Origin of the sequence: Rhizobium sp. M10 (assembly GCF_002531955.1) — a bacterium.
GTDB classification, from domain to species: domain Bacteria; phylum Pseudomonadota; class Alphaproteobacteria; order Rhizobiales; family Rhizobiaceae; genus Rhizobium; species Rhizobium etli_C.
In genome coordinates, this window is the sequence record NZ_NWTA01000001.1 from 78,542 (window position 1) to 99,515 (window position 20,974).

General features: G+C 62.5%; 20 protein-coding genes and 2 pseudogenes. 11 read left to right on the forward strand and 11 right to left on the reverse strand.

Annotation, left to right across the window (positions count from 1 at the left end):
- Positions 1 to 10 precede the first annotated feature (10 nt).
- On the forward strand, positions 11 to 994 hold the full coding sequence (locus CO671_RS00375; protein ID WP_245424934.1) for a LacI family DNA-binding transcriptional regulator: 984 nt from the start codon (positions 11 to 13) through the stop codon (positions 992 to 994).
- A 41-nt stretch (positions 995 to 1,035) separates the two neighbouring features.
- On the opposite strand, the pseudogene CO671_RS00380 reads toward CO671_RS00375, so the two are convergent.
- Together CO671_RS00380 and CO671_RS00385 are read right to left on the reverse strand one after the other, a co-directional pair.
- Positions 1,036 to 1,209, reverse strand: a pseudogene (locus CO671_RS00380) (FAD-dependent oxidoreductase); the annotation flags it as partial.
- 17 nt (positions 1,210 to 1,226) lie between these two features.
- The gene (locus CO671_RS00385) at positions 1,227 to 2,744 is read right to left on the reverse strand and encodes an aldehyde dehydrogenase (NADP(+)) (protein ID WP_097603881.1); all 1,518 of its coding nucleotides are present in this window, start codon (positions 2,742 to 2,744) and stop codon (positions 1,227 to 1,229) included.
- A 138-nt stretch (positions 2,745 to 2,882) separates the two neighbouring features.
- On the opposite strand from CO671_RS00385, the gene CO671_RS00390 reads away from it, so the two are divergent.
- Positions 2,883 to 3,917 carry an Ldh family oxidoreductase gene (locus CO671_RS00390; protein WP_097603882.1) on the forward strand — a complete coding sequence of 345 codons (1,035 nt, stop codon included), beginning with the start codon at positions 2,883 to 2,885 and terminating at the stop codon, positions 3,915 to 3,917.
- A gap of 73 nt (positions 3,918 to 3,990) precedes the next feature.
- On the opposite strand, the gene CO671_RS00395 is transcribed toward CO671_RS00390, so the two are convergent.
- Together CO671_RS00395 and CO671_RS00400 are read right to left on the reverse strand one after the other, a co-directional pair.
- Positions 3,991 to 4,959 carry a dihydrodipicolinate synthase family protein gene (locus CO671_RS00395; protein ID WP_097603883.1) on the reverse strand — a complete coding sequence of 323 codons (969 nt, stop codon included), beginning with the start codon at positions 4,957 to 4,959 and terminating at the stop codon, positions 3,991 to 3,993.
- A gap of 112 nt (positions 4,960 to 5,071) precedes the next feature.
- Positions 5,072 to 5,776, reverse strand: coding sequence for a GntR family transcriptional regulator (locus CO671_RS00400; protein WP_097603884.1), 705 nt, complete (start codon positions 5,774 to 5,776; stop codon positions 5,072 to 5,074).
- 214 nt (positions 5,777 to 5,990) lie between these two features.
- On the opposite strand from CO671_RS00400, the pseudogene CO671_RS00405 reads away from it, so the two are divergent.
- From CO671_RS00405 to CO671_RS00415, 3 genes and pseudogenes are all read left to right on the forward strand, one after another.
- Positions 5,991 to 6,106, forward strand: a pseudogene (locus CO671_RS00405) (IS481 family transposase); the annotation flags it as partial.
- Between the two features lie 111 nt (positions 6,107 to 6,217).
- A complete protein-coding gene (locus tag CO671_RS00410; RefSeq protein ID WP_097604071.1) occupies positions 6,218 to 7,603 on the forward strand; it encodes a GH1 family beta-glucosidase in 1,386 nt (461 codons plus the stop codon).
- Positions 7,604 to 7,717: 114 nt separating this feature from the next.
- Entirely contained in the window at positions 7,718 to 9,931 is a 2,214-nt protein-coding gene (locus CO671_RS00415; RefSeq protein ID WP_097603885.1) for an EAL domain-containing protein, read from the forward strand.
- Between the two features lie 42 nt (positions 9,932 to 9,973).
- On the opposite strand, the gene CO671_RS00420 is transcribed toward CO671_RS00415, so the two are convergent.
- The 4 genes from CO671_RS00420 to CO671_RS00435 all read right to left on the reverse strand — a co-directional run bounded on the left by CO671_RS00420 (position 9,974) and on the right by CO671_RS00435 (position 12,953).
- Positions 9,974 to 10,903, reverse strand: coding sequence for a rhodanese-related sulfurtransferase (locus CO671_RS00420; protein ID WP_097603886.1), 930 nt, complete (start codon positions 10,901 to 10,903; stop codon positions 9,974 to 9,976).
- Between the two features lie 70 nt (positions 10,904 to 10,973).
- Positions 10,974 to 11,450 (reverse strand): VOC family protein, encoded by a 477-nt coding sequence (locus CO671_RS00425; RefSeq protein WP_097603887.1) that lies wholly within the window; start codon positions 11,448 to 11,450, stop codon positions 10,974 to 10,976.
- Positions 11,451 to 11,578: 128 nt separating this feature from the next.
- On the reverse strand, positions 11,579 to 12,487 hold the full coding sequence (locus CO671_RS00430) for a CHAD domain-containing protein (RefSeq protein ID WP_097603888.1): 909 nt from the start codon (positions 12,485 to 12,487) through the stop codon (positions 11,579 to 11,581).
- Entirely contained in the window at positions 12,465 to 12,953 is a 489-nt protein-coding gene (locus tag CO671_RS00435) for a CYTH domain-containing protein (RefSeq protein WP_097603889.1), read from the reverse strand. Before CO671_RS00435 ends, CO671_RS00430 begins: the two co-directional genes overlap by 23 nt.
- Before the next feature lie 154 nt (positions 12,954 to 13,107).
- On the opposite strand from CO671_RS00435, the gene CO671_RS00440 reads away from it, so the two are divergent.
- The 4 genes from CO671_RS00440 to CO671_RS00455 all read left to right on the forward strand — a co-directional run bounded on the left by CO671_RS00440 (position 13,108) and on the right by CO671_RS00455 (position 15,699).
- The gene (locus CO671_RS00440; RefSeq protein ID WP_097580438.1) at positions 13,108 to 13,746 is read left to right on the forward strand and encodes a 2-dehydro-3-deoxy-phosphogluconate aldolase; all 639 of its coding nucleotides are present in this window, start codon (positions 13,108 to 13,110) and stop codon (positions 13,744 to 13,746) included.
- A gap of 271 nt (positions 13,747 to 14,017) precedes the next feature.
- Positions 14,018 to 14,737, forward strand: a complete 720-nt coding sequence (locus CO671_RS00445; RefSeq protein WP_097603890.1) for a tellurite resistance TerB family protein — start codon at positions 14,018 to 14,020, stop codon at positions 14,735 to 14,737.
- 63 nt (positions 14,738 to 14,800) lie between these two features.
- Positions 14,801 to 15,496: a GNAT family protein gene (locus tag CO671_RS00450; protein WP_097603891.1), complete on the forward strand. Its 696-nt coding sequence runs from the start codon at positions 14,801 to 14,803 to the stop codon at positions 15,494 to 15,496.
- The gene (locus CO671_RS00455) at positions 15,493 to 15,699 is read left to right on the forward strand and encodes a hypothetical protein (RefSeq protein WP_097603892.1); all 207 of its coding nucleotides are present in this window, start codon (positions 15,493 to 15,495) and stop codon (positions 15,697 to 15,699) included. The genes CO671_RS00450 and CO671_RS00455 overlap by 4 nt, the downstream gene beginning before the upstream one ends.
- Positions 15,700 to 15,701: 2 nt before the next feature.
- Here CO671_RS00455 and CO671_RS00460 read toward each other — a convergent pair whose 3' ends face one another.
- The 3 genes from CO671_RS00460 to CO671_RS00470 form a co-directional block, all read right to left on the reverse strand.
- Complete coding sequence (locus tag CO671_RS00460) at positions 15,702 to 16,775, reverse strand: nickel/cobalt transporter (protein ID WP_097603893.1); 1,074 nt, start codon at positions 16,773 to 16,775, stop codon at positions 15,702 to 15,704.
- Complete coding sequence (locus CO671_RS00465) at positions 16,769 to 17,410, reverse strand: DUF1007 family protein (RefSeq protein ID WP_097603894.1); 642 nt, start codon at positions 17,408 to 17,410, stop codon at positions 16,769 to 16,771. The genes CO671_RS00460 and CO671_RS00465 overlap by 7 nt, the downstream gene beginning before the upstream one ends.
- Before the next feature lie 129 nt (positions 17,411 to 17,539).
- Positions 17,540 to 18,433: a LysR family transcriptional regulator gene (locus CO671_RS00470; RefSeq protein ID WP_097603895.1), complete on the reverse strand. Its 894-nt coding sequence runs from the start codon at positions 18,431 to 18,433 to the stop codon at positions 17,540 to 17,542.
- A 530-nt stretch (positions 18,434 to 18,963) separates the two neighbouring features.
- Here CO671_RS00470 and odc2 point away from each other — a divergent pair.
- Together odc2 and CO671_RS00480 are read left to right on the forward strand one after the other, a co-directional pair.
- Positions 18,964 to 20,097: an ornithine/lysine decarboxylase gene (gene odc2, locus CO671_RS00475; protein WP_038691369.1), complete on the forward strand. Its 1,134-nt coding sequence runs from the start codon at positions 18,964 to 18,966 to the stop codon at positions 20,095 to 20,097.
- 94 nt (positions 20,098 to 20,191) lie between these two features.
- The gene (locus CO671_RS00480) at positions 20,192 to 20,782 is read left to right on the forward strand and encodes an N-acetyltransferase (RefSeq protein WP_097603896.1); all 591 of its coding nucleotides are present in this window, start codon (positions 20,192 to 20,194) and stop codon (positions 20,780 to 20,782) included.
- Positions 20,783 to 20,974: the final 192 nt, after the last annotated feature.

A 20,974-nucleotide genomic window follows, 5' to 3' on the forward strand; every position in this document is an offset into this window, starting at 1 on the left:
CCTAGCTGAAGTGGCCGCCAAGGCGGGGGTGAGCAAAATGACTGTCTCGAAGGTGTTGCGGGAGGTAGGCAACATTTCGGAGGAAACACGGCAGAGGGTGAGGCAGGCGGCGCACGAGCTTGGATACCTGCCCAACAGCCTCGCCGGTACACTGAGTTCGCGCAGAAGCCGGATCGTGGCGGTCATCATCCCCTCGATCAGCGACATCGTCTATGCGGAAGTCCTCAGCGGGGTCAACGCCATACTCAGGCCAAGGGGGTTCCAGACATTCATCGGAGAGTCGCAATTTGATCCCTCCGTCGAAGCGGACCTGATCCGGGCAATGCTGTCGTTCCAGCCGGCCGGGCTGTTGCTGAACGGCGGCATGGCAAGGAGTGTTGATGCGGAAGCGCTTCTGGCGCGACGGAATTGCCCGGCAATCCAGCTTTGGGATTGCGACAGGCATGCGCTGGATTTCAGTGCCGGTCCATCGCATGAGAACGCGGGGCGCCTGGTTGCCAAACATTTCCTCGATCGCGGCCTGAGGCGTATCGCCTATGTAGGCGCCGAACTCGACAAGGACCTCAGCGCCCGCCGGCGTCATCTCGCGTTGAAATCATCGCTTGCGGCCGCCGGCATCGATCTCGTCAGCGTGACCTGCGAAGACAGGCCGCGGCAAGCAGCCACCGGACGCTTCCTGACGGAGCAACTCATGCGGATGCATCCTGAAATCGATGGCATCCATTTCCTCAACGACGCCATGGCGCTGGGCGGGCTTTCCTACCTGCATCAAGCCGGGCTTCCGGTGCCCGAGCGGATTTCCGCGGTCGGCTTCAACGGCACATCGCTCGCCAATGCGGTCCGAACGCGGCTCACCACGATCGATGTGCCCCGCACGGAAATCGGAGAGAAGGCCGCACAGGCGCTGTTGCAGATGACGGAGGCAGAGCCCATGCCGGATTTTTGGCAAGCCCGGCTGGAACTGGTACAGGGCAATACGACGCTGGCCATATAGGCACCATTGCCGTTTGGCGGCTAGCGTGAATGAGGCCGGTATATGTCGGTAAAAGCGAAAGCGCCGGCGTTGCCTGCAGAAGCGCCCGCCGCCGGCGCTTCCCGCTCGAGCACGATGACCCGAAGGCCTCGAGACTGTGCGGCGATCGCGGCCGACAGGCCGATGATACCGGCGCCGATTACGACGGTACTGTGTTCAATCTCAGCCTCGACCATGTTTTAGAGCCCTGAGTTTAGTCGAGGAGTTCGTCCGGCAACAGGCCTTCAGGCATGTTCTGATAGGAAACCGGTCGCAGGAAGCGGCGGATCGACATCGTGCCGACGCTCGTGGCGCCGAAGTTCGTCGAGGCCGGGTAGGGGCCGCCATGCACCATGGAGTCCACCACCTCCACGCCCGTCGGAAAGCCGTTGACGAGCAGGCGCCCGGCCTTGCGTTCAAGGATGGGGCGCAGGCGCCTGGCATCGGCAAGGTCGCCGGCATCCATATGGATGGTCGCGGTGAGCTGGCCCTCGAAGTTGCGGGCCAGGGTTTCCATCTCGCTGACCGAGCCGACGCGCACAACGAGGCCGAGCGGGCCGAAGACTTCTTCCGACAGCGCATGGTCGGCGAGGAATTGCTCACCGGAGATCTCGAAGAGGTTCGGCAGCGCATTGCGGCCGCTGGATTCGGTCGTCAGCAGCGGCTTTACCGTGTTGCGGCTCTCAAAGCGCGCCTGGCCGTTCTGATAGGCCTTCGCGATGCCGTCGGTCAGCATGGTCTGCGGACCGACCTTGCCGAGTGCTTCCACGGCAGCGGCGGTGAAGCGGTCGGCGTCGGCGCCGTCCGTGATGACGGCAATGCCCGGATTGGTGCAGAACTGGCCGGCGCCCATGGTGAGCGAGCCCGCCCAGCCCTGGCCGAGGCCTTCGGCGCGGGCCTTCATGGCTTCGGGCAGCAGGAACATCGGATTGACCGAGCCGAGTTCACCGAAGAAGGGGATCGGTTCCGCACGCGCGGCGCAAAGGTTGAAGAGGGCGCGGCCGCCGGCGAGCGACCCGGTGAAGCCGACGGCCTTGATCAGCGGATGCTGCACCAGCGCCTCGCCGACCTGGCGGTTGCCGCCCTGGATGAGGGAGAAGACGCCCGGATGCACGCCGGTTTTGCCGATCGCGGCCTCGAGGGCGTCGGCAATGATCTCACCCGTGCCCGGATGGGCGGAGTGACCCTTCACCACGACGGGGCAGCCGGCCGCAAGCGCAGCTGCCGTGTCGCCGCCTGCCGTCGAAAAGGCGAGGGGAAAGTTCGAGGCGCCGAACACGGCGACCGGGCCGATCGGCCGCTGGACCAGTCGGATTTCTGGGCGCGGCAGCGGCTGGCGGTCGGGGAGGGCGGCGTCAAAGCGGCGGTCGAGATAGTCGCCTTTCTCGATATGGTCGGCGAAGAGGCGAAGCTGACCGGTCGTGCGGCCGCGCTCGCCCTCCAGGCGCGCGACCGGCAGGCCGGTCTCCTGCGTGCCGATTTCGGTGATGGCGTCCCGACGGGCCTCTATCTCGTCGGCGATGGCGCGCAGGAACGCGGCGCGGGTCGCACGCGAGGAATAGCCGTAGCTGAGGAAGGCTTCTTCCGCGGCTTCCGCGGCGCGGTTTACAAGCGCTACCGTGCCAACGGCGAAGGCATGTGCCGGGCCAAAGGCGGGCGCCGAGGTGAAGGTGCCGTCACCTTGCAACCATGCGCCGGCGACCAGATGTTTACCCTTGGGAGTGAAAGCCATTCGACGTACCCTTTCTCGTGGAACTGGAGTGACCTGCCAAATTTGCCAACGGGCGATTGCTGGAGTCAAAATCTTGCATACTATATGTATGCAGGATAAATCAACGTCCCATGAAACCTCGCCGCGGAGAAACGCAGCATGACGAAGACCACCCTGACGATTGCCGACCTGCATGCCCGTGTCAAAGCCATCTTCAGCAAGGCCGGCCTCAATGCCGTCCAGGCCGGGGCGCTTGCCCGGGTCATCGTCGCCGGTGAGCGCGACGCCTGCAAATCGCACGGCATCTACCGCATCGAGGGCGCTCTGCGCACCGTCAAATCAGGCAAGGTGAAGCCGGACGCGATGCCGGAACTGGACCTCAACGACGGGTCGGCCATCGTCAAGGTCAATGCCAATGGCGGCTTTGCCAATGCGGCCTTCGAACTCGGCGTGCCGGCGCTGGCCGAACGCACACGCAAACTCGGCATTGCCGCCCTCGTCATCAACGAGTGCAGCCACTTCTCCGCGCTTTGGCCGGAGGTGGAGGCGGTGACCAAAGAGGGCCTTGCCGGCCTCGTCATGTGCCCGAGTTATGCGACCGTCGCGCCCGCCGGCGGCAACAAGCCGCTGCTCGGCACGAACCCCTTCGCCTTCGGCTGGCCGCGCAAGGACACGTCGCCATACGTTTTCGACTTTGCGACCTCCGTCGCCGCCCGCGGAGAAATCGAGCTGCACCGCCGCGCCGGCAAGCAGCTTCCCGAGGGCTGGGCGATCGATGCCGACGGCAATCCGACGACTGATCCGGAAGCCGCCCTTGCCGGCGCCATGCTGCCCTTCGGCGGACACAAGGGATCGGCCATCGGCACGATGATCGAACTGCTCGCCGGCATCATGATCGGTGATCTCACGAGCCCCGAGGTGCTCGACTATCTCGGCACGACGACACTTGCCCCCTTCCACGGCGAACTCATCATCGCGATGTCGCCGCAAGCCTTCGCCGCCGGCCGCCCCGGCGATCCCTTCGCCCGGGCCGAGGTACTTTTCGAGGCGATCGTCGGCAGCGGCGCCCGCCTGCCTTCGCAGCGCCGTTTCGTCGCCCGCCAGAAATCCGAGACGGAAGGTGTCGTACTGACGGCCGCCGAGTTGGAGCTGCTTGACCGTCTTTTCGAAAAAGGTCTCGAAGCGGTCTCGTGACGACGTCGTCTTTTGCACCGGTTTACAAACAAAAGGCCCTCCGCGAGGAGGGCCTTCAGCTTAGATCGATGGATTATGCAGCGGCTTTATACTTTTGCACGGCGCCCGGCAGCTTGCTCCACTCGGCGTACCAGGTGTCAAACAGCTTCAGCTGGGCTTCGACATAGCCGCGCTGGCTTTCGGAAAGCACGTCTGTCTCGTTGAAGTGCAGCGTGTATTCCTGGTCGCCCTTCAGCACCATCATGTGCTTGAAGTAGAGAACCAGGTCCGGGCCCTCGTCGAAGGAGGAGAGCACCGCAAGCGCCGATTCCAGTTCCAGCGCGCGCTGGCGGGCATCCGGATCGCCGGCAGCCGCAGCCTGGGCGAGCTTGCACATGTGGATGACTTCCTTCGGCAGCACGCAGCCGATGCCGGTGATTGCGCCGACAGCGCCGCAATTGACGAAGCCGTGGAAGACGCAGGTGTCGACGCCGATCATCAGCGAAACGTCATCGTCGCGGCTGGTGATGTTTTCGGCCGCATAGCGCATGTCGGCCGCGCCGCCGAATTCCTTGAAGCCGACGAGGTTCTTGTGATCCTGGCGCAGCGCGAAGAACAGGTCGGCGCGGGTGGCAAAGCCGTAATAGGGGCTGTTGTAGATGACGGCCGGCAGGTTCGGAGCGGCCGAAAGGATCGCCTTGAAGTGGTTCTTCTGGGCGGCGACGACCGTGCCGCGCGACAGGACGCGCGGGATCACCATCAGACCCTGGGCGCCTACCTTCTGGGCATGCGCAGCATGCGCGACAGCCGAAGCGGTGTTGACGGCGCCCGTGCCGACGATGACCGGAATGCCGGCCTTGACCAGTCGCTCAACGCCCTGCATGCGCTGTTCGTCCGTCAGCAGCGGCCAGTCACCCATCGAGCCGCAATAGACGACGGCGGACATGCCCTTTTCGATCAGTTCCTTGCCCTTGCGCACCAGCGCGTCGAAGTCTGGCGTGCGGTCGTCCCTGCAAGGCGTCATCAGGGCGGGAATGACGCCGGAAAAAAATTTTGCCTTCATGTCGATCTCCTTCAGCGGCTCGGTGAGAAGGCCGACCAGCAGAGGTCGCCAACCCGTTCGATGATGGAGATAACATCTTGTGTTCTATTTGTCGACAAGAAAAATACAAGAACTATAGCGCTATGTCGAGCTTGCCGTTGCGGCTGAAAAGCTTCTGCACCTGGGCGACAATCTGTTCGGCGTGAATTTTGCCCAGACGATCGGCCTTCTCGACATCACGGGCCTCGATCGCGGCAATTATCTCGGCATGTTCATCGACGAACTGCTGCGGAAAATGTTCGTCGTAGGACTGGTAGTAAAGGCGGAGAATGCGCCGGCCTTCATCGAGCAGCCGGCGAAAAAGCCCGGTGAAATAAGGGTTGCGTCCGGCCTCGGCGATGGCGGCGTGGAAGGCGGCGTTGGTCGCGATCATCGCCAGCGTGTCGCGCGCATCGATCGCCGCCGAATATTCCTCGTGGAAGCGACGGATAGTGGGCAGGTCCTCAAGGCGATGGTTCTGCGCTGCCAAGCGCGTCGTTACCCGATACATGAGAACGAGGGCGTCGAAGAATGTGCTGAGATTGAGAAAATCGATGTTCGACACCATGGTCGAGCGGTTCGGCAACGTTTCTATCAGCCCGTCACCGACCAGGCGGACCAGCGCTTCGCGGATCGGTGTGCGCGACATCTTGAACCGCTCCGCCAACTGCACCTCATCGATGGGGCTGCCGGGGGCGAGCTTCAGGTCGAGTATCTCATCGCGCAGCAGGTCGTAGACCATTTTCACGCCGGAGCCACGTTTGCGTTCCGGAAGAGAGCTAGGGTCAATATTGGACATAAAAACTCCTCTTGTCGACACGACAAATACAATGAGTTTCGAGCTGCTTCAAATCCTTAAGTTCGTTGAGAATGATCGCCACCCGCAGAGCGAATGGGAAGCAGCTTGATCGGCGGCTACGCCCGGCACGAAGCGATTGAAGTTGTTGTGGTCGCCAGATGTTTGATCCCAGGCTTTGATGGGGCATCCTTGTCTTCCGAATCAAGGATGCGTTATAGGCCAGGTTTTTCATGGGAGCGCCACGACGACGGAGGCAGTCCGTCGAGCGATACAACATAGTCAAGAGAGCCTGAGGACGCTTTCGAAGCGCACGGCATCAATCAGAAGACCGCCGGGAGGCTCCGCTGTGCCGCTGATCAAAGAAGCGATCGCCAATGGGCGACATGCATCAAGTCGGAGCCGAAACGATTCATTCACACGCTAAGAGACGGGAATTTACAGATGATCGATGCGAAGACGCTTGCAGACCGCTTTCCCGGCGATTTCACCTTTGGCGTCGCCACCGCCGCCTTCCAGATCGAGGGTGCGAGCAAGGCCGACGGCCGCAAGCCGTCCATCTGGGACGCTTTCTGCAACATGCCCGGGCGCGTCCACAATCGCGATAATGGCGACGTTGCCTGCGATCACTATAACCGGCTGGAGCAGGATCTCGATCTTATCAAGGAGATGGGCGTCGAGGCCTATCGCTTCTCGATCGCCTGGCCGCGCATCATCCCTGACGGCGCGGGTCTGGTGAACGAGGCCGGCCTCGATTTCTACGACCGGCTCGTCGACGGCTGCAAGGCGCGCGGGATCAAGACCTTCGCGACGCTCTACCATTGGGATCTGCCGCTGCTGCTTGCCGGTGACGGCGGCTGGACGGCGCGTTCGACCGCCTACGCCTATCAGCGCTATGCCAAGACGGTGATGAGCCGGCTTGGCGATCGTCTCGACGCCGTCGCGACCTTCAACGAACCCTGGTGCATCGTCTGGCTTAGCCACCTCTACGGCATCCATGCCCCGGGTGAGCGCAACATGCAGGCCGCCCTTCACGCCATGCACACCATGAACCTCGCCCACGGCCTGGGTGTCGAGGCGATCCGCTCGGAGGCTCCGAACGTGCCCGTCGGGCTTGTGCTGAACGCCGTCTCGATCATCCCGGGCTCCACCAGGCCGGCCGATCTTGCTGCCGCCGAGCGCGCGCATGAGTTCCACAACGGCGCCTTCTTCGATCCGGTCTTCAAGGGCGAATATCCCAAGGCATTCGTCGAGGCGCTCGGTGACCGCATGCCCGTCGTCGAGGACGGCGACCTGAAGCTCATCAGTCAGACGCTCGACTGGTGGGGTCTGAATTATTACACGCCCGAGCGCGTCGCCGACGATGCCGACCGCAAGGGCGATTTTCCCTGGACCGTGAAAGCGCCGCCGGCAAGCGACGCCAAGACCGATATCGGCTGGGAAATCTATGCGCCGGGCCTGAAGCTCCTGGTCGAGGACCTTTATCGCCGCTACGAGCTGCCGGAGTGCTACATCACGGAGAACGGTGCCTGCGACAATACCGATGTCGCCGATGGCGAGGTCGACGACACGATGCGCCTCGACTATCTCGGCGACCATCTCGACGTTGTGGCCGATCTCATCAAGGACGGCTATCCCATGCGCGGCTATTTCGCCTGGAGCCTGATGGACAATTTCGAATGGGCGGAAGGCTACCGCATGCGCTTCGGGCTCGTCCATGTCGATTACGAAACGCAGCTGCGCACGGTGAAGAAGAGCGGCAGATGGTATCGCGACCTCGCGGGGCAATTTCCGAAAGGAAACCATAAGCCGGGTCAGCGGTCTGTCTAAGCGCGAATTCTACCGGCGGCGGGCAAAAAAATAGACCGACAAAATCTGCAACAGGCGGTTGCTTAAACGTTTCTGAACCCTTGGCTGGCAAAGTCCGATGGTCAGGGAGCGGTAATGCAGATACTCGGAAGGTTGCAGGGTAAGGGATCGGGAATAGGCCGTCACATCACCGTCACGGCTGTCCTCTTCTCCTTTGCTTTCATCGTTGCGGTTGCCACCATCATGGTGCTGACGGCAATCGAACGCGTGGCTGAAAATGCCAATGTCCTTGATGACGCGCGCTCGCGTGAAACGACGATCGGCGCGTTGAAGACCTTCGAGGATCAGCTCGGTGCGACGCTCGACGATTATGCCGCCTGGGACGATGCCGCCGCCAACGTCTACGCAGCCGATGGAATGGCGTGGACGGTCAGCAACTACGGCGAGATGTCGGTCAATAGCTCGCTTTTCGATATGGCGATCGTCATCGATGACGCGAAGAAGTCGATCATAGCCTATCGCGACGGCAAGCCGATGGAGGAGCCGCTCGCAGATTTCTTCGCGCCGTCTCTCTGGACGCTGCTCGACACGGTGAAGGCGGCCGGCCCGGCCGATAGGCCTCAGGCCGTTAGCTTCGTTCGCACCAAACGGGGGATTGCCGCTGCCGGCGTAGCGCTGGTGCGGCAAAAATCCGGGGCACTCGATGTGCCGGCCGGTCAACATCGCTATCTTATTTTCGCCCGGCATCTCGATGACGACAGGGTGAGCGCGCTCGGTCAGACCTATGTCATCGGCGGCCTGCGGCTGGCGCCACCGACCTTCGAAGCCGAGTATCTCGTGCCTATCGTCGATCCGATGGGGGCAACGCTCGGCAAGCTCGTCTGGACCTCGCGCGCACCGGGGAATATCGCCTATGCGCAGGTGCGGCCGATGGTCATCGAGGCTCTCGGTCTGGTCGGCTTGTTTTTCGTGGTGCTGCTGGCCATCGGCTGGCTCGCCGGCCGCCGCCTGAAGGCGGAGGAGAACAGCGCCCGCGAGGAGGCGCTGCGCGACAGGCTGAGCGGGCTCTCCAATCGCGACGGTCTCGGGCTGGCCGTCGACCGTTTCGTCGCCGAAGCCCGCCAGAGCAAGCGCAATGTGCTGCTCCTCTATCTCGACCTCGACGGTTTCAAGGAAGTCAATGACAGCTATGGACACGGCACCGGCGACCAGTTGATCCGCGCGGTCGCGGCCGGGCTCAAGGTGTTGATCCCACAAGGCGCGGTTCTCGCCCGCATCGGCGGCGATGAATTTGCGATCGCCTTTCTCTCGGACGGCGAGAATGCCGCCGCGCTGCAGCTTTCCGAGCAGATCCTCGATTTTCTGGTCGATCCGCTGGAGATCGGTCGCCGCGTCGTCGTCGTCGGCGCCAGCATCGGCATCGCCATGTCGCCTGCCGGCGCAATCGACCGCGAAGAGCTGGTGCGCCGCTCCGATCTTGCCATGTATAAGGCGAAGGAGGCCGGTCGCGCACGCATGACGCTCTACGATCCGTCGATGGATGCGGACCGCGAGCAGCGCAATGCGCTGGAGCTCGATCTCAGAATCGCCATCGAAAGCGGCGACCTGACGCTTGCCTATCAGCCACTGGTCGATGCAGCCACGCAGGCGCTGACCGGCGTCGAGGCGCTGGTGCGCTGGAACCGTCCGGGCCACGGCCCTGTTTCGCCCGAGGTATTCATTCCGATCGCCGAGACCAGCGGCCTCATCGAATCGCTCGGCCTGTTTGTGCTGCGCAAAGCCTGCGAGACGGCCAAGCAATGGCCGGAACTCAATGTCTCGGTCAACGTCTCGCCCGGACAGTTCCGCAATCCCGCCTTCACCGACTATGTGCGCTACGTGTTGAAGCAGACGGAGATCGAGGCCAGCCGCATCACGCTGGAGATTACCGAAGGTTACATGATCCAGAATCCGCAGCGGACCCGCCAGTCGATCGAACGGCTGAAGGGGCTGGGGGTCAAAGTGGCGCTCGACGACTTCGGTTCCGGCTTCTCCTCGATCGGTTATCTCAGGCAGTTCGGCTTCGACCGCATCAAGATCGACCGCTCGCTGGTCATGGGCGTCAACGAGGACAAACGCCAGCGCGAAATGCTGCAGGCGACGGTGGCGCTTGCCCGCTCGCTCGATATTCCGGTGACGGCCGAAGGCATCGAGACCGAGGGGCAGGCAGTCGCCATGCGCCTGTTCGGCTGCGACTGTCTGCAAGGTTATCTGTTCGGAAAGCCGATGGTGGCCGAGCGAATTACCGACATGCTCAACGAGCTGCGCGCCGCGGAGCCATCGGCCCAGCGCCGTCTCGGCGCGGCCTGACGACGACATTTTCGGATAGCAAGCCCGTCCAACGGCAACGGGTCAGCTGCCGATATGCCGCTGGCCGCGTTTTCTTGCCAGCGCGATCTGATGTTGCCGCTGACGGTAGCGCAGCCGGTCTTCCGCCGTGCGCGTGTGATAGCAGTGGCTGCAGGAAACGCCTTCCTCGTAGAGCGGCGAGGTGATTTCCTCTGAAGTGATCGGGTTGCGGCAGGCGTGGCACAGCCGGTGCTCACCTTCTTTCAGGCCGTGTTCGACGGACACACGCTCATCGAAGACGAAGCAGGCGCCGTCCCAGAGGCTTTCCTCCGGCGGCACGTCCTCCAGATATTTCAGGATGCCGCCCTTCAGATGGTAGACCTCGTCGAAGCCCTCAGCCTTCATGAAGGCCGTGGCCTTCTCGCAGCGTATGCCGCCGGTGCAGTACATGGCGATCTTCGGCTTGTTGTGCAGGCCGGAATTCTGACGCACCCAATCCGGAAATTCGCGGAACGTCTTCGTCTTCGGGTCGATCGCGCCGCGAAAGGTGCCGATCGCCGTCTCGTAATCGTTGCGGGTATCGATGACGATCGTATCGGGATCGGAAATCAGCGCGTTCCAGTCCTGAGGCACCACATAGGTGCCGACCACCTTGTTGGGGTCGATGTCTTCGACGCCCATGGTGACGATTTCCTTTTTCAGCTTCACCTTCAGGCGCAGGAAAGGCATCTTCGACGCGCGGCTTTCCTTGTGCTCCAGGCTCGAAAATTCCGGCTGGGCACGCAGGAAGGCGAGCACGGCGCCAATGCCGGCATCCGGTCCCGCGATCGTTCCGTTGATGCCCTCATGCGCCAGAAGCAGCGTTCCCTTGACGCCGTTCTCTTCGCAAAGCGTCTGCAGCGGCGCTTGCAGGCTGGCAAAGCGCGGTACGGAAACGAAATGGTAGAGCGCCGCTACGAGGAACGGGCCGGTGTGTGTCAGGCTGTCGGTCATGCGCGGGAAATACAGAAAATCGGCGGCTCGCGCAATTGCCTTCGCCGGTAGCGGCTTTGACGATTACCGATTATGCTTTCGCCTTCCATTCCGAAAACGGCCGCACGCCGAAGCTTCGGTCGGGAGTGTCGTCGAGAATGCTGATGAACTCGATCGAGTGCCCATCCGGATCCTTGAAATAGATCGACAGGGCCGGCATCCAGCCGAGAACCACCGGCTCCGCCGCCGGTTCGCCGGTGAAGCCGAGAGGTTCGACACCCTTTGCCTTGAGAGCGGCGGGCGCCTGCAGCACGCCTTCGACAGTCATGCGGAAGGCAATGTGCAGCCGCATCCTCAGGGGTCCGGTTCCGGTTTCCCAAAGGCCGAGCATGCCGGTCTTCCTGTCGTCCACCCAGAGGAAGGTGACTTTGCGCTCCTCGAATGACGCCGCCGGTTCGAGCCTGACGACATCCCGGTAGAAATCCGTGGACGTGTTGAGGTCGGCAACGGTCAGATGGGTCTCGTAGAGCCCGAGCAGCTTTGGCATTGCAGCATTTACGGCAATCATTTTTTCCTCGCGGTCAGGTCTGCTTGGTCGCGACTGCCGGAGGGTAGGACCTCAAGTCTGGTTGAGGTCAATGGGCTTCTTTCGACATTTCAGAGGCGCTGGCGCAATCGAAATAATGACGCCGCCGCTCAATTTGCGGCCGTCAGCCAGAGCAGTTCGATGCGCTGCGCTTCGTCATCAGGATCATCGGCGAAAACGGCTTCGGCTTTGACAAGCGCCTGCCGCCGGTCTTCCTGCTGGCGGAAGATGATGGCGTCGAGCAGATGCGCCAGATCGTCATTGCGGGTGAAGAGCTGCGGCTCGGCTTCCACCAGTTCGCAGAGCACTGCCAGGTCGTGAATATGGCCGAGATCCTCGACGAGCTCCTTGGCCGCATCGCGTTTGGCCTTCATCGCGCCCGGCCAGATGTCGCGCAACAGGGCGTGATAGAGTCGATAATCGTAGGTGCGTTTGCGCAGAACATGGAAATCGTCGGCCGACGCCTCGCCGTGGCAGGCGGCCAGCGCGGTCCCGGCCTTTCGCGCGGTGCGGCGCCAGCTCTTCGCCAGCATGCGGGCATTCTTGCGATGACCGCTATCAAATGAGACTGTATCGAGTGCGGCGATCGCTTCCTTCAGAACGTCCGAGGTTTCCGCGAGCCGCTGCTCCAGGCCGCTTTCGGCCTCCGCCATCCAGTCACGGCGGCCTTCGAGAACGGTGACGATCCGTCCGAGCGCTTCCCCCTCTTCTTTTCCGCGGGCTGAATGCTGCAGATATTGCGCCGTGCCGATGAGGGCGGCGGCGTCGCGGATTGCCGACAGCGAGCCTGCGGCATCGCGCAGCCTTGCATTTTCGCGGTCCTGAAAATCCGGCACGTCGCGCGCGACGAGCCGGTAGAGCGAGCGCAACCGCTTCAGGTTCTTGCGGAAGGAGTGGATCGCCTCATGCGCGCCGTCCGGCCGCTCCTCAAGGACCGCGATAGCGCTTTCCAGCTGCTCGGTCGCGACGTCGCGGAACGCCTCGGTGAAATCGGCGTTAGGCCGAATGCGATAGGCCATGCCTGTCATGCCCGTATTCTGTGGCGAGGGCCTGGTTGGAATAGCGGAAATCGCCAGTCACTTCGCGGCCAAGCCAGCTGGGCAGGGTCGGGTCGTCGGTTTCCGACGTCATTTCGACCTCGGCGATCACCAATCCGCGATGCTCGCCGGCAAAGACGTCGACCTCCCAGACGAAACCTTGATGCGGAACGCGGTAACGCGTTTTTTCGATGACGATGCCGATCGCATTTTCCAACAGTTCTTCGGCATCGGCAATCGGGATGTCAAATTCGAATTCGTCGCGGGTGATGGCGCTGCGGCCGATCTTGATCGTCAGCTTCGCCTTCCGGCCGTCGAGCGTGCGCACCCGGACGGAGCGGTCGTCCATTGAGGCGATGTAACCCTGCTTGAGCACGGATTTCGTCTCGACGGCGGATCGCCATCCATCGCTGCGTACCAGAAACTTCCGCTCGATCTCTTTCGCCATGTCAGTGAACCTTTTGTGACGATCGTCGCACGGTAGACCAATTTCCACGCATTTCCTACCCATCTTCTCATGCGACCGGGTTTTATCTCGACAAGGGTCGGCGGGGGCGTTATTCGGGATGCAATTTCAATCGTTTCAAGGAGGTCGCGCGACCATGGGCGAGAAAACAGAAAAACTCCTTTCCATCCTGAAACTCCAGCCGGTCGTCCCGGTCCTGATCGTCGATGATGCCAAGTCGGCGGTGCCGCTGGCCCGCGCGCTCGTCGCCGGCGGCCTGAAGGCAATCGAGATCACCATGCGCACGCCGGCGGCCCTCGAAGCGGTGCGGGCCGTCGCTGCCGAGGTCGAGGGCGCTGAAGTCGGCGCCGGCACGATCCTGAATGCCGCCCATTGGCAGGCCGCCGTCGAGGCCGGTTCGAAGTTCATCGTCAGCCCGGGCACGACGCAGGAGCTGCTCGATGCTGCCGCCGATTCCGATGTGCCGCTGCTTCCGGGCGCTGCGACTGCCAGCGAAGTCATGGCGCTGCGCGAAGAAGGTTACCAGGTGCTGAAGTTCTTCCCTGCCGAGCAGGCCGGCGGCGCCGCCTTCCTCAAGGCGCTTTCCTCACCCCTTGCCGGCACGCTGTTTTGCCCGACCGGCGGCATTTCGCTGAAGAACGCCAATGATTACCTGTCGCTGCCGAACGTCATCTGCGTCGGCGGTTCCTGGGTGGCGCCGAAGGAACTGGTCGCTGCCGGCGATTGGGCAGGCATTACCAAGCTCGCGGCGGAAGCGGCGGCGCTGAAGGCCTGAGATCGTATTTTCTTAGGGTGGGTGTGAACCCCCCTCTATCCTGCCGGACATCTCCCCCACAAGGGGTGAGATCGGCAGGAGGTTAGCCTTTCCTCCCCATCGTGGCTGTCAGTTGTTTGGGGAAGCCCTCACGCCCAGCCAATCTCCCTCCTTGTGGGGGAGATGCACGGCAGGGCAGAGGGGGTGCGCCTCTTGGCGAGCCCTCACATTTGTATTTCAACCGTCGCAAACCTATGTACTCCTCCAGCTTCAAACAGGGAGATGACGAGGAATGTTCGACGCAAAGAAGCTTCTCGACCAGTTCTTGGGTTCGCAGGTGCCGGGTCTCGGCGGTTCGGTCCGTGACAGGGCCGGCGATGCCGTCCAGACGGCAAAGAACAATCCGATGAAGACCGGTGCGATCGCCGCCGCGCTTCTCGGCACCAAGACCGGCCGCAGTATTGCCGGCAATGCCCTGGCGATCGGCGGTCTTGCCGCCATTGCCGGCCTTGGTTACCAGGCCTACAAGAATTATCAGGCGGGGCAGGCGCCCGCAGCCCCCTCGGATGCACCCTCGGCAAACAATCCGGTACTTCTGCCGCCGCCTGTCGAATCCGGTTTCGGGCCGGCGTCTCCTGCCGGCAGCAATGAATTCGTACTGGTCCTGATCCGCGCGATGATTGCCGCCGCCAAAGCGGACGGCCATATCGACGCCGCCGAACGTGCGCTCATCATGGACAAGATCACCGCCGCCGACGTCAGTGGCGAGGCCGCCGCCTTCATCGAGCGCGAACTCGCGTCGCCGACGGATATCGATGCGCTCGTCGCCGCTGCCGTCACGGAAGAGCAGCGCGTCGAGCTCTACACCGCCTCGCGGCTCACCATCGATCCGGATTCGCGCGCCGAACGCGGCTACCTCGATCTGCTTGCCGGCCGGCTCGGTCTCGCCGACCAGCTGGTCGACCATATCGAGGCGACGGTGTCGTCCGCCAAGACCACCTTGTCACAGTAACATCTCGGCCGGTTGCCTTTGTCGGGCGGCTGGCCTATCCACTCCTAGACAAGGGGAGTGAACATGCGCGATCTTGCAAATTTCAAGGGCTGCCCGGCGCCGAAGCCGGTCACGCTGAAGGGCCGTTTCGTCACTGTCGAGCCCTATCGGCGCGCGGAACATCTCGAGGCGTTGTGGGACGGGCTCGGCGGCATGGGCATCAACCCGCTGCTGCTTTATTTCGCGCAGGACGATTTCTCCGGTATCGAAGATTTCGCCAACTGGCTGGAGGCCGTCCACACCAAGTCGGGCTGGCTCACTCATATCTTCCGCGACAACGCCAGCGGCAAGATTGTCGGCATGGCGAACTATATGCGCGCCGACCCGGCAAATGGTGTCGTCGAGATCGGCGGCGTGGCGCATGGGTCCGATATGAGCCGTTCGCCGCTGTCCACCGAGGCGCACTACCTGATGGCCAAACATGTCTTCGAAGATCTCGGCTACCGCCGCTACGAATGGAAATGCGACAATAACAACGAGGCGAGCAAGACGACGGCGGTGCGGTACGGCTTCAGCTTCGAAGGGGTGTTCCGTCAGCACATGATCTCCAAGCATCGCAACCGCGACACCGCCTGGTTCTCGATGATCGATGCCGATTGGCCGCTGATCAACGATGCTTTCGAGGCCTGGCTTTCGCCCGATAATTTCGACGTCGCCGGCAAACAGATCCGACGCCTGCACGACATTCGTGCCGATCTGGAGAAGGAAAGGCTCGCGTGACCCCCGAGAGCCGCTCGCAGGCGACTGCCGCCGCCATCATCCTGCTCGGCGCCGGCCTCGTCATCTATTTTCTGCCGACCATCGTTTTATGGATCGGCAATTTCTCGCCGGTGCTGGGAATTGCCGTCGGCGTCTGCCTGATCATGGCGTTTTTCGCGGTCTTCTGGCTCAGGGCGCGTTACCAGCGCGGCCGAAAAAAATAAGGTCAGCCTTGCAGGGAGGCGCCGAGCAGCAGGACGCCCATGAGGATGACCAGCAGGGCGCCGAGGATTTCGATGGCGTTGCCGATCCAGACCGAGGTGGTCGAGCCGCGCCCGGAGAGGCGGATGGCAGCACCCTTGGCGGTGACGGCGAGAGTGGCAAGCAGCGACACGGTGATTGCCGTGCCGAGCGACATGGCGGCGACCGACAGCATGCCGCCGAGATAGAGACCGTTCAGCAGCGAAAAGGTCATGACCAGAAGCGCACCGGAGCACGGGCGGAGGCCGACGGCCACGATCGCCGACCAGGCTTCGCGGACGCTGAACTTGTCGCCGGCGAGCAGGGCCGGATCCGGCACATGTGCATTGCCGCAGGTCTCGCAGACCATGCCCGGAACGAAGGTGTGGCCGGCGTCCACGGCCTGCGCCTTGCCATTGAAGGCATAGGCCTGGCGTTCGGCGGCGTTGTCCTTCCAATCGAGCATCATGCTGACCGGACCGGCGGAGGTGGCCATCAGCCGGCGGCGCGGCAAATTGCCCGCCATCGAGCGCAGTTTGCGAAACAGCAGCCAGCCGCCGAAGAGGATGACCATGACGAAGCTTGCGATTTCCATCGCATGGGTCGCGGCCGTCAGCGTGATGCCGGTGCCGCGCAGCACCAGCCAGGCGCCGCCGACCAGGGCGACGGCGACGACCCCCTGGATGAAGGCCGAAATGAAGGAAATCACCACGCCGCGCTTCAGCTCGACCTCGTTGGCGATCATGTAGGAGGAGATGACCGCCTTGCCGTGGCCGGGGCCGGCGGCATGGAAGACGCCGTAGGCGAAGGAAAGACCGATCAGCGATGTCAGCTGCCACGGATCCTCGCGCATGCCCTTCAAGGCATCCGTCAGCGCCCGGTAGAAGGCCTGCTGTTCATAGTTCACATAGAGCAGAAGCGGTGCGAACGGCCCGCCGGTCGGTTGAAAACTCGGTTCGGCCGTACCGATGCCGAGCGGCGATTGCGCGTGGGCAAGGCTTGCCGCCGTCACGAGCGCAAGCAGTGCTGCGGAAAGGATGAGGGGGCGTTTCATCAACATGTGATCTCCAGCCGCGTGGCGAAGAGCTTGGACATGTTGGTGCCGGTCGGATCGTTGAAGAAGGCATCCGTCAGCGACTGCTTGTTTTGCGAGATCACCTCGTCGGCATCCGGTCTCACCACCTGGTGTTTGCAGGCCTTGAAGTTGTCGCCGACCGTGGAGAGTTCGTTGTCGGTCGGAAAGTCGATCGACGTATAGAGCGTCGGGTCGTAGACGCCGAAAGTGAGCCTGCCCTTGAGTGGCATCTTCTCCGCCGGCTTGACCGCGAAGAACATCAGGAGCTGGCCGTTCTTATAATCGACATGGATGATGTCAGGCTGCTGGACGGTGACGTTCTTCCCGTTGACCGTCAGATTCATGTAGTAGTCGTAATCGGCAAGCGACTGCTTCACCGTTTTCCCGACCTGCGCGAGTTCGTTCGGCTCCAGCTTCAGATCGGTGTTCTTGTCGAAATCCATGACGACCGAGGAGGAGAAGACCTCGTCGAAGCGCCAGACATTACGCAGTTCCTCGATGCTGCCGTCGGCGCCGGCGACGACTTCGAGCCGCGCCTCCACGAAGATATGCGGATGCGCAAGGGCGGCGGCCGGCGCCAGCGAAAGAAGCGCGGCTATCAATGGTATGGATTTTTTCATGCGTCCCGCTGCCTTATTCGCTCGACCCGAGTTCTTGCCAGAAATTGGGACGGAATTGGGACCGGCTTGCGGCCGATGCCGATCGTCGACGTCCGATCGCCCAGTCGGGCGGGTTCTTTCGGCCCAGCCTCACGGATGCTTCTTGAACCAGTTGTGCAGGTAGTCGACGAAGATCCTCACCTTGGCCGGCAGGTAGCGCCGGTGCGGGTAGACGGCATAGATGCCGCGGTCGGTCGGGATGTAATCGTTAAACAGCGTCAGCAGTTCGCCGCTCTCGATCGGCTTGCGGGCGACGAAATCGGGGATGAGAGCGATGCCGATGCCGGCGAGGGCGGCGCGCAATGTCGCATGCGGACTGTTGACCTCTATCGGCCCGGAGACGGCGACGGTGAAGGTTGTGTTATCGGGGTTGTAGAAGCGAATGCTCCCCTGGGTGCGCGAATTGGTATCGACGATGAAGGGGACATTGGAGATGTCGCTCGGATGCTCAAGATCGGGATGGCGCTCGATAAAATCCGGGGTGGCGCAGAGATGGACGCGGAAATCGGAGATCTTGCGGGCGATCATGCCGGAATCTTCGAGCTTGGAAATCCGGATCGCCACGTCGAAGCCTTCCTCGATCAGGTCGACGAATCGGTCATCGGCGGCGATCTCCAGCGAAAGGTCCGGGTTCTCGGCGGCAAAATCGATCAGCGACTGGCCGACGTCGGCGTCGACGAAGGTGCGGGGCACCGAGATGCGCAGCCGTCCCTTCAACTGGGCGTTGTTTTCGCGCACGAGATCGGCAAGATTGTCGATCTCCTTCAGAATATCGGAGGCGCTGCGGTAATAGGTGTGGCCGGCTTCGGTCATCGAGAACTGCCGGGTGGTGCGGTTGAGCAGCAGAGCGCCGAGTTCGTCTTCCAGTTCGCGCACATATTTGGAAAGCAGCGCCTTCGAGCGGCCGGTGCGCCGTGCGGCGGCGGAAAAGCCTTCGGCCTCGACGACATCGATGAAGGCGCGTATGCGGGTCAGAGTGTCCATGGCGCTTCCCCAAGCTGTTTCGAAACATTGAACAAATTGGCCCGACCTGTTCAATTATTTTTTTGACCTCCAGATCAAAAAAACGCTTGATTGTGAAGGCGAATATTCTTATTTCCACCTCAGCCCAAAGTCGCACGTGCCCATGGGTGTCCGCCGAACCCTCGAATTGGTGAGGAAATCGGTAAGGTACCTGGAATTAACCCCTCCAGTCGCTATTCCGGCCAACCGGAAAATGCGAGGACGCCTGAAGCAACGACGGTGCGGGCCTTTTTGTTCTCTCCCTGCTTTCCATCAGCGGGGGTTACTGAAGAGGCACACCATCATTGCCGGAAGTGCGGTTGGGATTCTCCCTCCAATCCATGGCAGACAAAGCCGAACTTACACCGCGTCCGCGGCGTTGGTTCACTATCCGCGCATCGAGCGCTTGCTATGGTTCCGGGGTCTCCACCGGCTGGTTCCAATGCGAGTTCTCGTATGCCCTTTGTCCTCCGGTTCATGCCGGAGCTCTGGAATTGGAAGAGGGAATCGATATGACCACCCAGCGCATCCGCGACTTTCTCGCAACCCGACGTCCCGACGGTCCCTGCCTCGTGGTCGACCTCGACGTCGTTCGCGACAATTTCCACGCCTTCCGTCACGCGATGCCGGACAGCGCCATCTACTACGCCGTCAAGGCCAACCCGGCTCCTGAGGTGCTGAAGCTGCTCGCAGGCCTCGGCTCCAATTTCGATTGCGCATCCGTTGCCGAAATCGAAATGGCGCTCGAAGCCGGCGCGACCGCTGCCCGCATCTCCTTCGGCAACACGATCAAGAAGGAACGCGACGTCGCCCGCGCGCATGCACTTGGCGTCAGCCTCTTTGCGGTCGACAGCCACGAGGAAGTCGAGAAGATCTCGCGCGCCGCTCCCGGCGCCCGCGTCTTCTGCCGCGTGCTGACCGATGGCGAAGGCGCCGAATGGCCGCTGTCGCGCAAGTTCGGCTGCGTTCCGCAGATGGCCGTCGACGTTCTCGTCTACGCCCATCAGCTCGGCCTGCAGTCCTACGGTGTCTCGTTCCATGTCGGTTCGCAGATGACCAAGGTCGATGCCTGGGATTCGGCACTTGCCGATGCCAAGCGCGTCTTCGTCTCGCTTGCCAAGCAGGGCATCCACCTGCAGATGGTCAACATGGGCGGTGGCTTCCCGACCAAGTATCTGCGCGACGTTCCGTCCGCAGAAGCTTACGGCAAGTCGATCTACCAGGCGCTGCGCACGCATTTCGGCAACCAGATCCCGCAGACGATCATCGAGCCGGGCCGCGGCATGGTCGGCAATGCCGGCGTCATCAAGGCTGAAGTCGTTCTGATTTCGAAGAAGTCGGACAATGACGATGCCCGCTGGGTCTTCCTCGACATCGGCAAGTTCGGCGGTCTCGCCGAGACGATGGACGAAGCCATCCGCTATCCGATCCGCACGGAGCACGACGGCGACGAGATGGAGCCCTGCGTCATCGCCGGCCCGACCTGCGATTCGGCCGACGTGCTCTACGAGAAGAACCTCTATCCGCTGCCGATCTCCCTTTCGATCGGCGACGAGGTCCTGATCGAAGGCACCGGCGCCTATACGACGACCTATTCGGCGGTCGCTTTCAACGGTTTCGAGCCGCTGAAGGCCTACGTCATCTAAGGTCGTTTCCGCCGGCCCCGTAACCAGCCGGGGCGGCAACTTCACAATTTTCCTTCATCGCCGCTGATAACGGTATTGGGTACGGGAGGCCAAGATGGCCGCTGTTCTTGATTCTGTCCGCGCATTCTTTGCGCCCACCACCTTTGCCATCGACGCCGAAAATCCCTCGGATGTCGTTGCCCGTGAAAACCTACTCGACCGCGTCATGGGGCCGGATCGCCGCAAGAAGTCGTCGGAGAAGATCCGCCGCAACCGTGTTCCGGCCGAGGGCCTGGCGCTGGTCGCGCGTGACCGCGACGGTCATGTCATCGGCACGGTGCGGCTCTGGAACGTCGAGGCCGGCGTCAACGATGCAGGCACGCCGATCAACGCGCTGCTGCTCGGTCCGCTCGCCGTCGATTCCCGTCACGGCGGCAAGGGCATCGGCGCGGCGCTGATGCGTGCGGCGATCCTCGAAGCAAAGAACCGCGGCCATGGCGCCGTCCTGCTCGTCGGCGACGCCGCCTATTACGAGCGTTTCGGCTTCTTTGCCGAAAAGGCTCGCCATCTCGTCATGCCCGGTCCGTTCGAACGCTCGCGCTTTCTTGCGCTCGAGCTTACGGAAGGCTGGCTTGACTGCGCGGCCGGCATGATCGTCCCGTCCGGGCGCCTGCTGGCCAGCGCGCCGGTTCGCCGCGCCGCCTAACCCATCGGCTGGCCGGGGTCGGATATCCTTCCTCCGGCCGGCAATATCCGCGCCGCTTGACCATGCAGGCAGGCGGGCCTGCCGTGGTCGCGGCGCGGATTGTCTTCCCGCCCGGCGGCGTGGGCGAAGCGGGCACCGCGGCCACCGGTGCACTGGCAACACAATCGCGTGAAAAATGCGGTCGGCCCGCGA

Bases quoted from the DNA above. Each gene is read 5' to 3' on its own strand.
- CO671_RS00470 (WP_097603895.1), bottom strand. From the start codon at position 18,433: ATGGACACTCTGACCCGCATACGCGCCTTCATCGATGTCGTCGAGGCC.
- odc2 (WP_038691369.1), top strand. From the start codon at position 18,964: ATGACCACCCAGCGCATCCGCGACTTTCTCGCAACCCGACGTCCCGAC.
- CO671_RS00450 (WP_097603891.1), top strand. From the start codon at position 14,801: ATGCGCGATCTTGCAAATTTCAAGGGCTGCCCGGCGCCGAAGCCGGTC.
- CO671_RS00465 (WP_097603894.1), bottom strand. From the start codon at position 17,410: ATGAAAAAATCCATACCATTGATAGCCGCGCTTCTTTCGCTGGCGCCG.
- CO671_RS00385 (WP_097603881.1), bottom strand. From the start codon at position 2,744: ATGGCTTTCACTCCCAAGGGTAAACATCTGGTCGCCGGCGCATGGTTG.
- CO671_RS00435 (WP_097603889.1), bottom strand. From the start codon at position 12,953: ATGGCGAAAGAGATCGAGCGGAAGTTTCTGGTACGCAGCGATGGATGG.
- CO671_RS00395 (WP_097603883.1), bottom strand. From the start codon at position 4,959: ATGAAGGCAAAATTTTTTTCCGGCGTCATTCCCGCCCTGATGACGCCT.
- CO671_RS00425 (WP_097603887.1), bottom strand. From the start codon at position 11,450: ATGATTGCCGTAAATGCTGCAATGCCAAAGCTGCTCGGGCTCTACGAG.
- CO671_RS00480 (WP_097603896.1), top strand. From the start codon at position 20,192: ATGGCCGCTGTTCTTGATTCTGTCCGCGCATTCTTTGCGCCCACCACC.
- CO671_RS00430 (WP_097603888.1), bottom strand. From the start codon at position 12,487: ATGGCCTATCGCATTCGGCCTAACGCCGATTTCACCGAGGCGTTCCGC.
- CO671_RS00445 (WP_097603890.1), top strand. From the start codon at position 14,018: ATGTTCGACGCAAAGAAGCTTCTCGACCAGTTCTTGGGTTCGCAGGTG.
- CO671_RS00460 (WP_097603893.1), bottom strand. From the start codon at position 16,775: ATGTTGATGAAACGCCCCCTCATCCTTTCCGCAGCACTGCTTGCGCTC.
- CO671_RS00400 (WP_097603884.1), bottom strand. From the start codon at position 5,776: ATGTCCAATATTGACCCTAGCTCTCTTCCGGAACGCAAACGTGGCTCC.
- CO671_RS00415 (WP_097603885.1), top strand. From the start codon at position 7,718: ATGCAGATACTCGGAAGGTTGCAGGGTAAGGGATCGGGAATAGGCCGT.
- CO671_RS00390 (WP_097603882.1), top strand. From the start codon at position 2,883: ATGACGAAGACCACCCTGACGATTGCCGACCTGCATGCCCGTGTCAAA.
- CO671_RS00410 (WP_097604071.1), top strand. From the start codon at position 6,218: ATGATCGATGCGAAGACGCTTGCAGACCGCTTTCCCGGCGATTTCACC.
- CO671_RS00420 (WP_097603886.1), bottom strand. From the start codon at position 10,903: ATGACCGACAGCCTGACACACACCGGCCCGTTCCTCGTAGCGGCGCTC.
- CO671_RS00440 (WP_097580438.1), top strand. From the start codon at position 13,108: ATGGGCGAGAAAACAGAAAAACTCCTTTCCATCCTGAAACTCCAGCCG.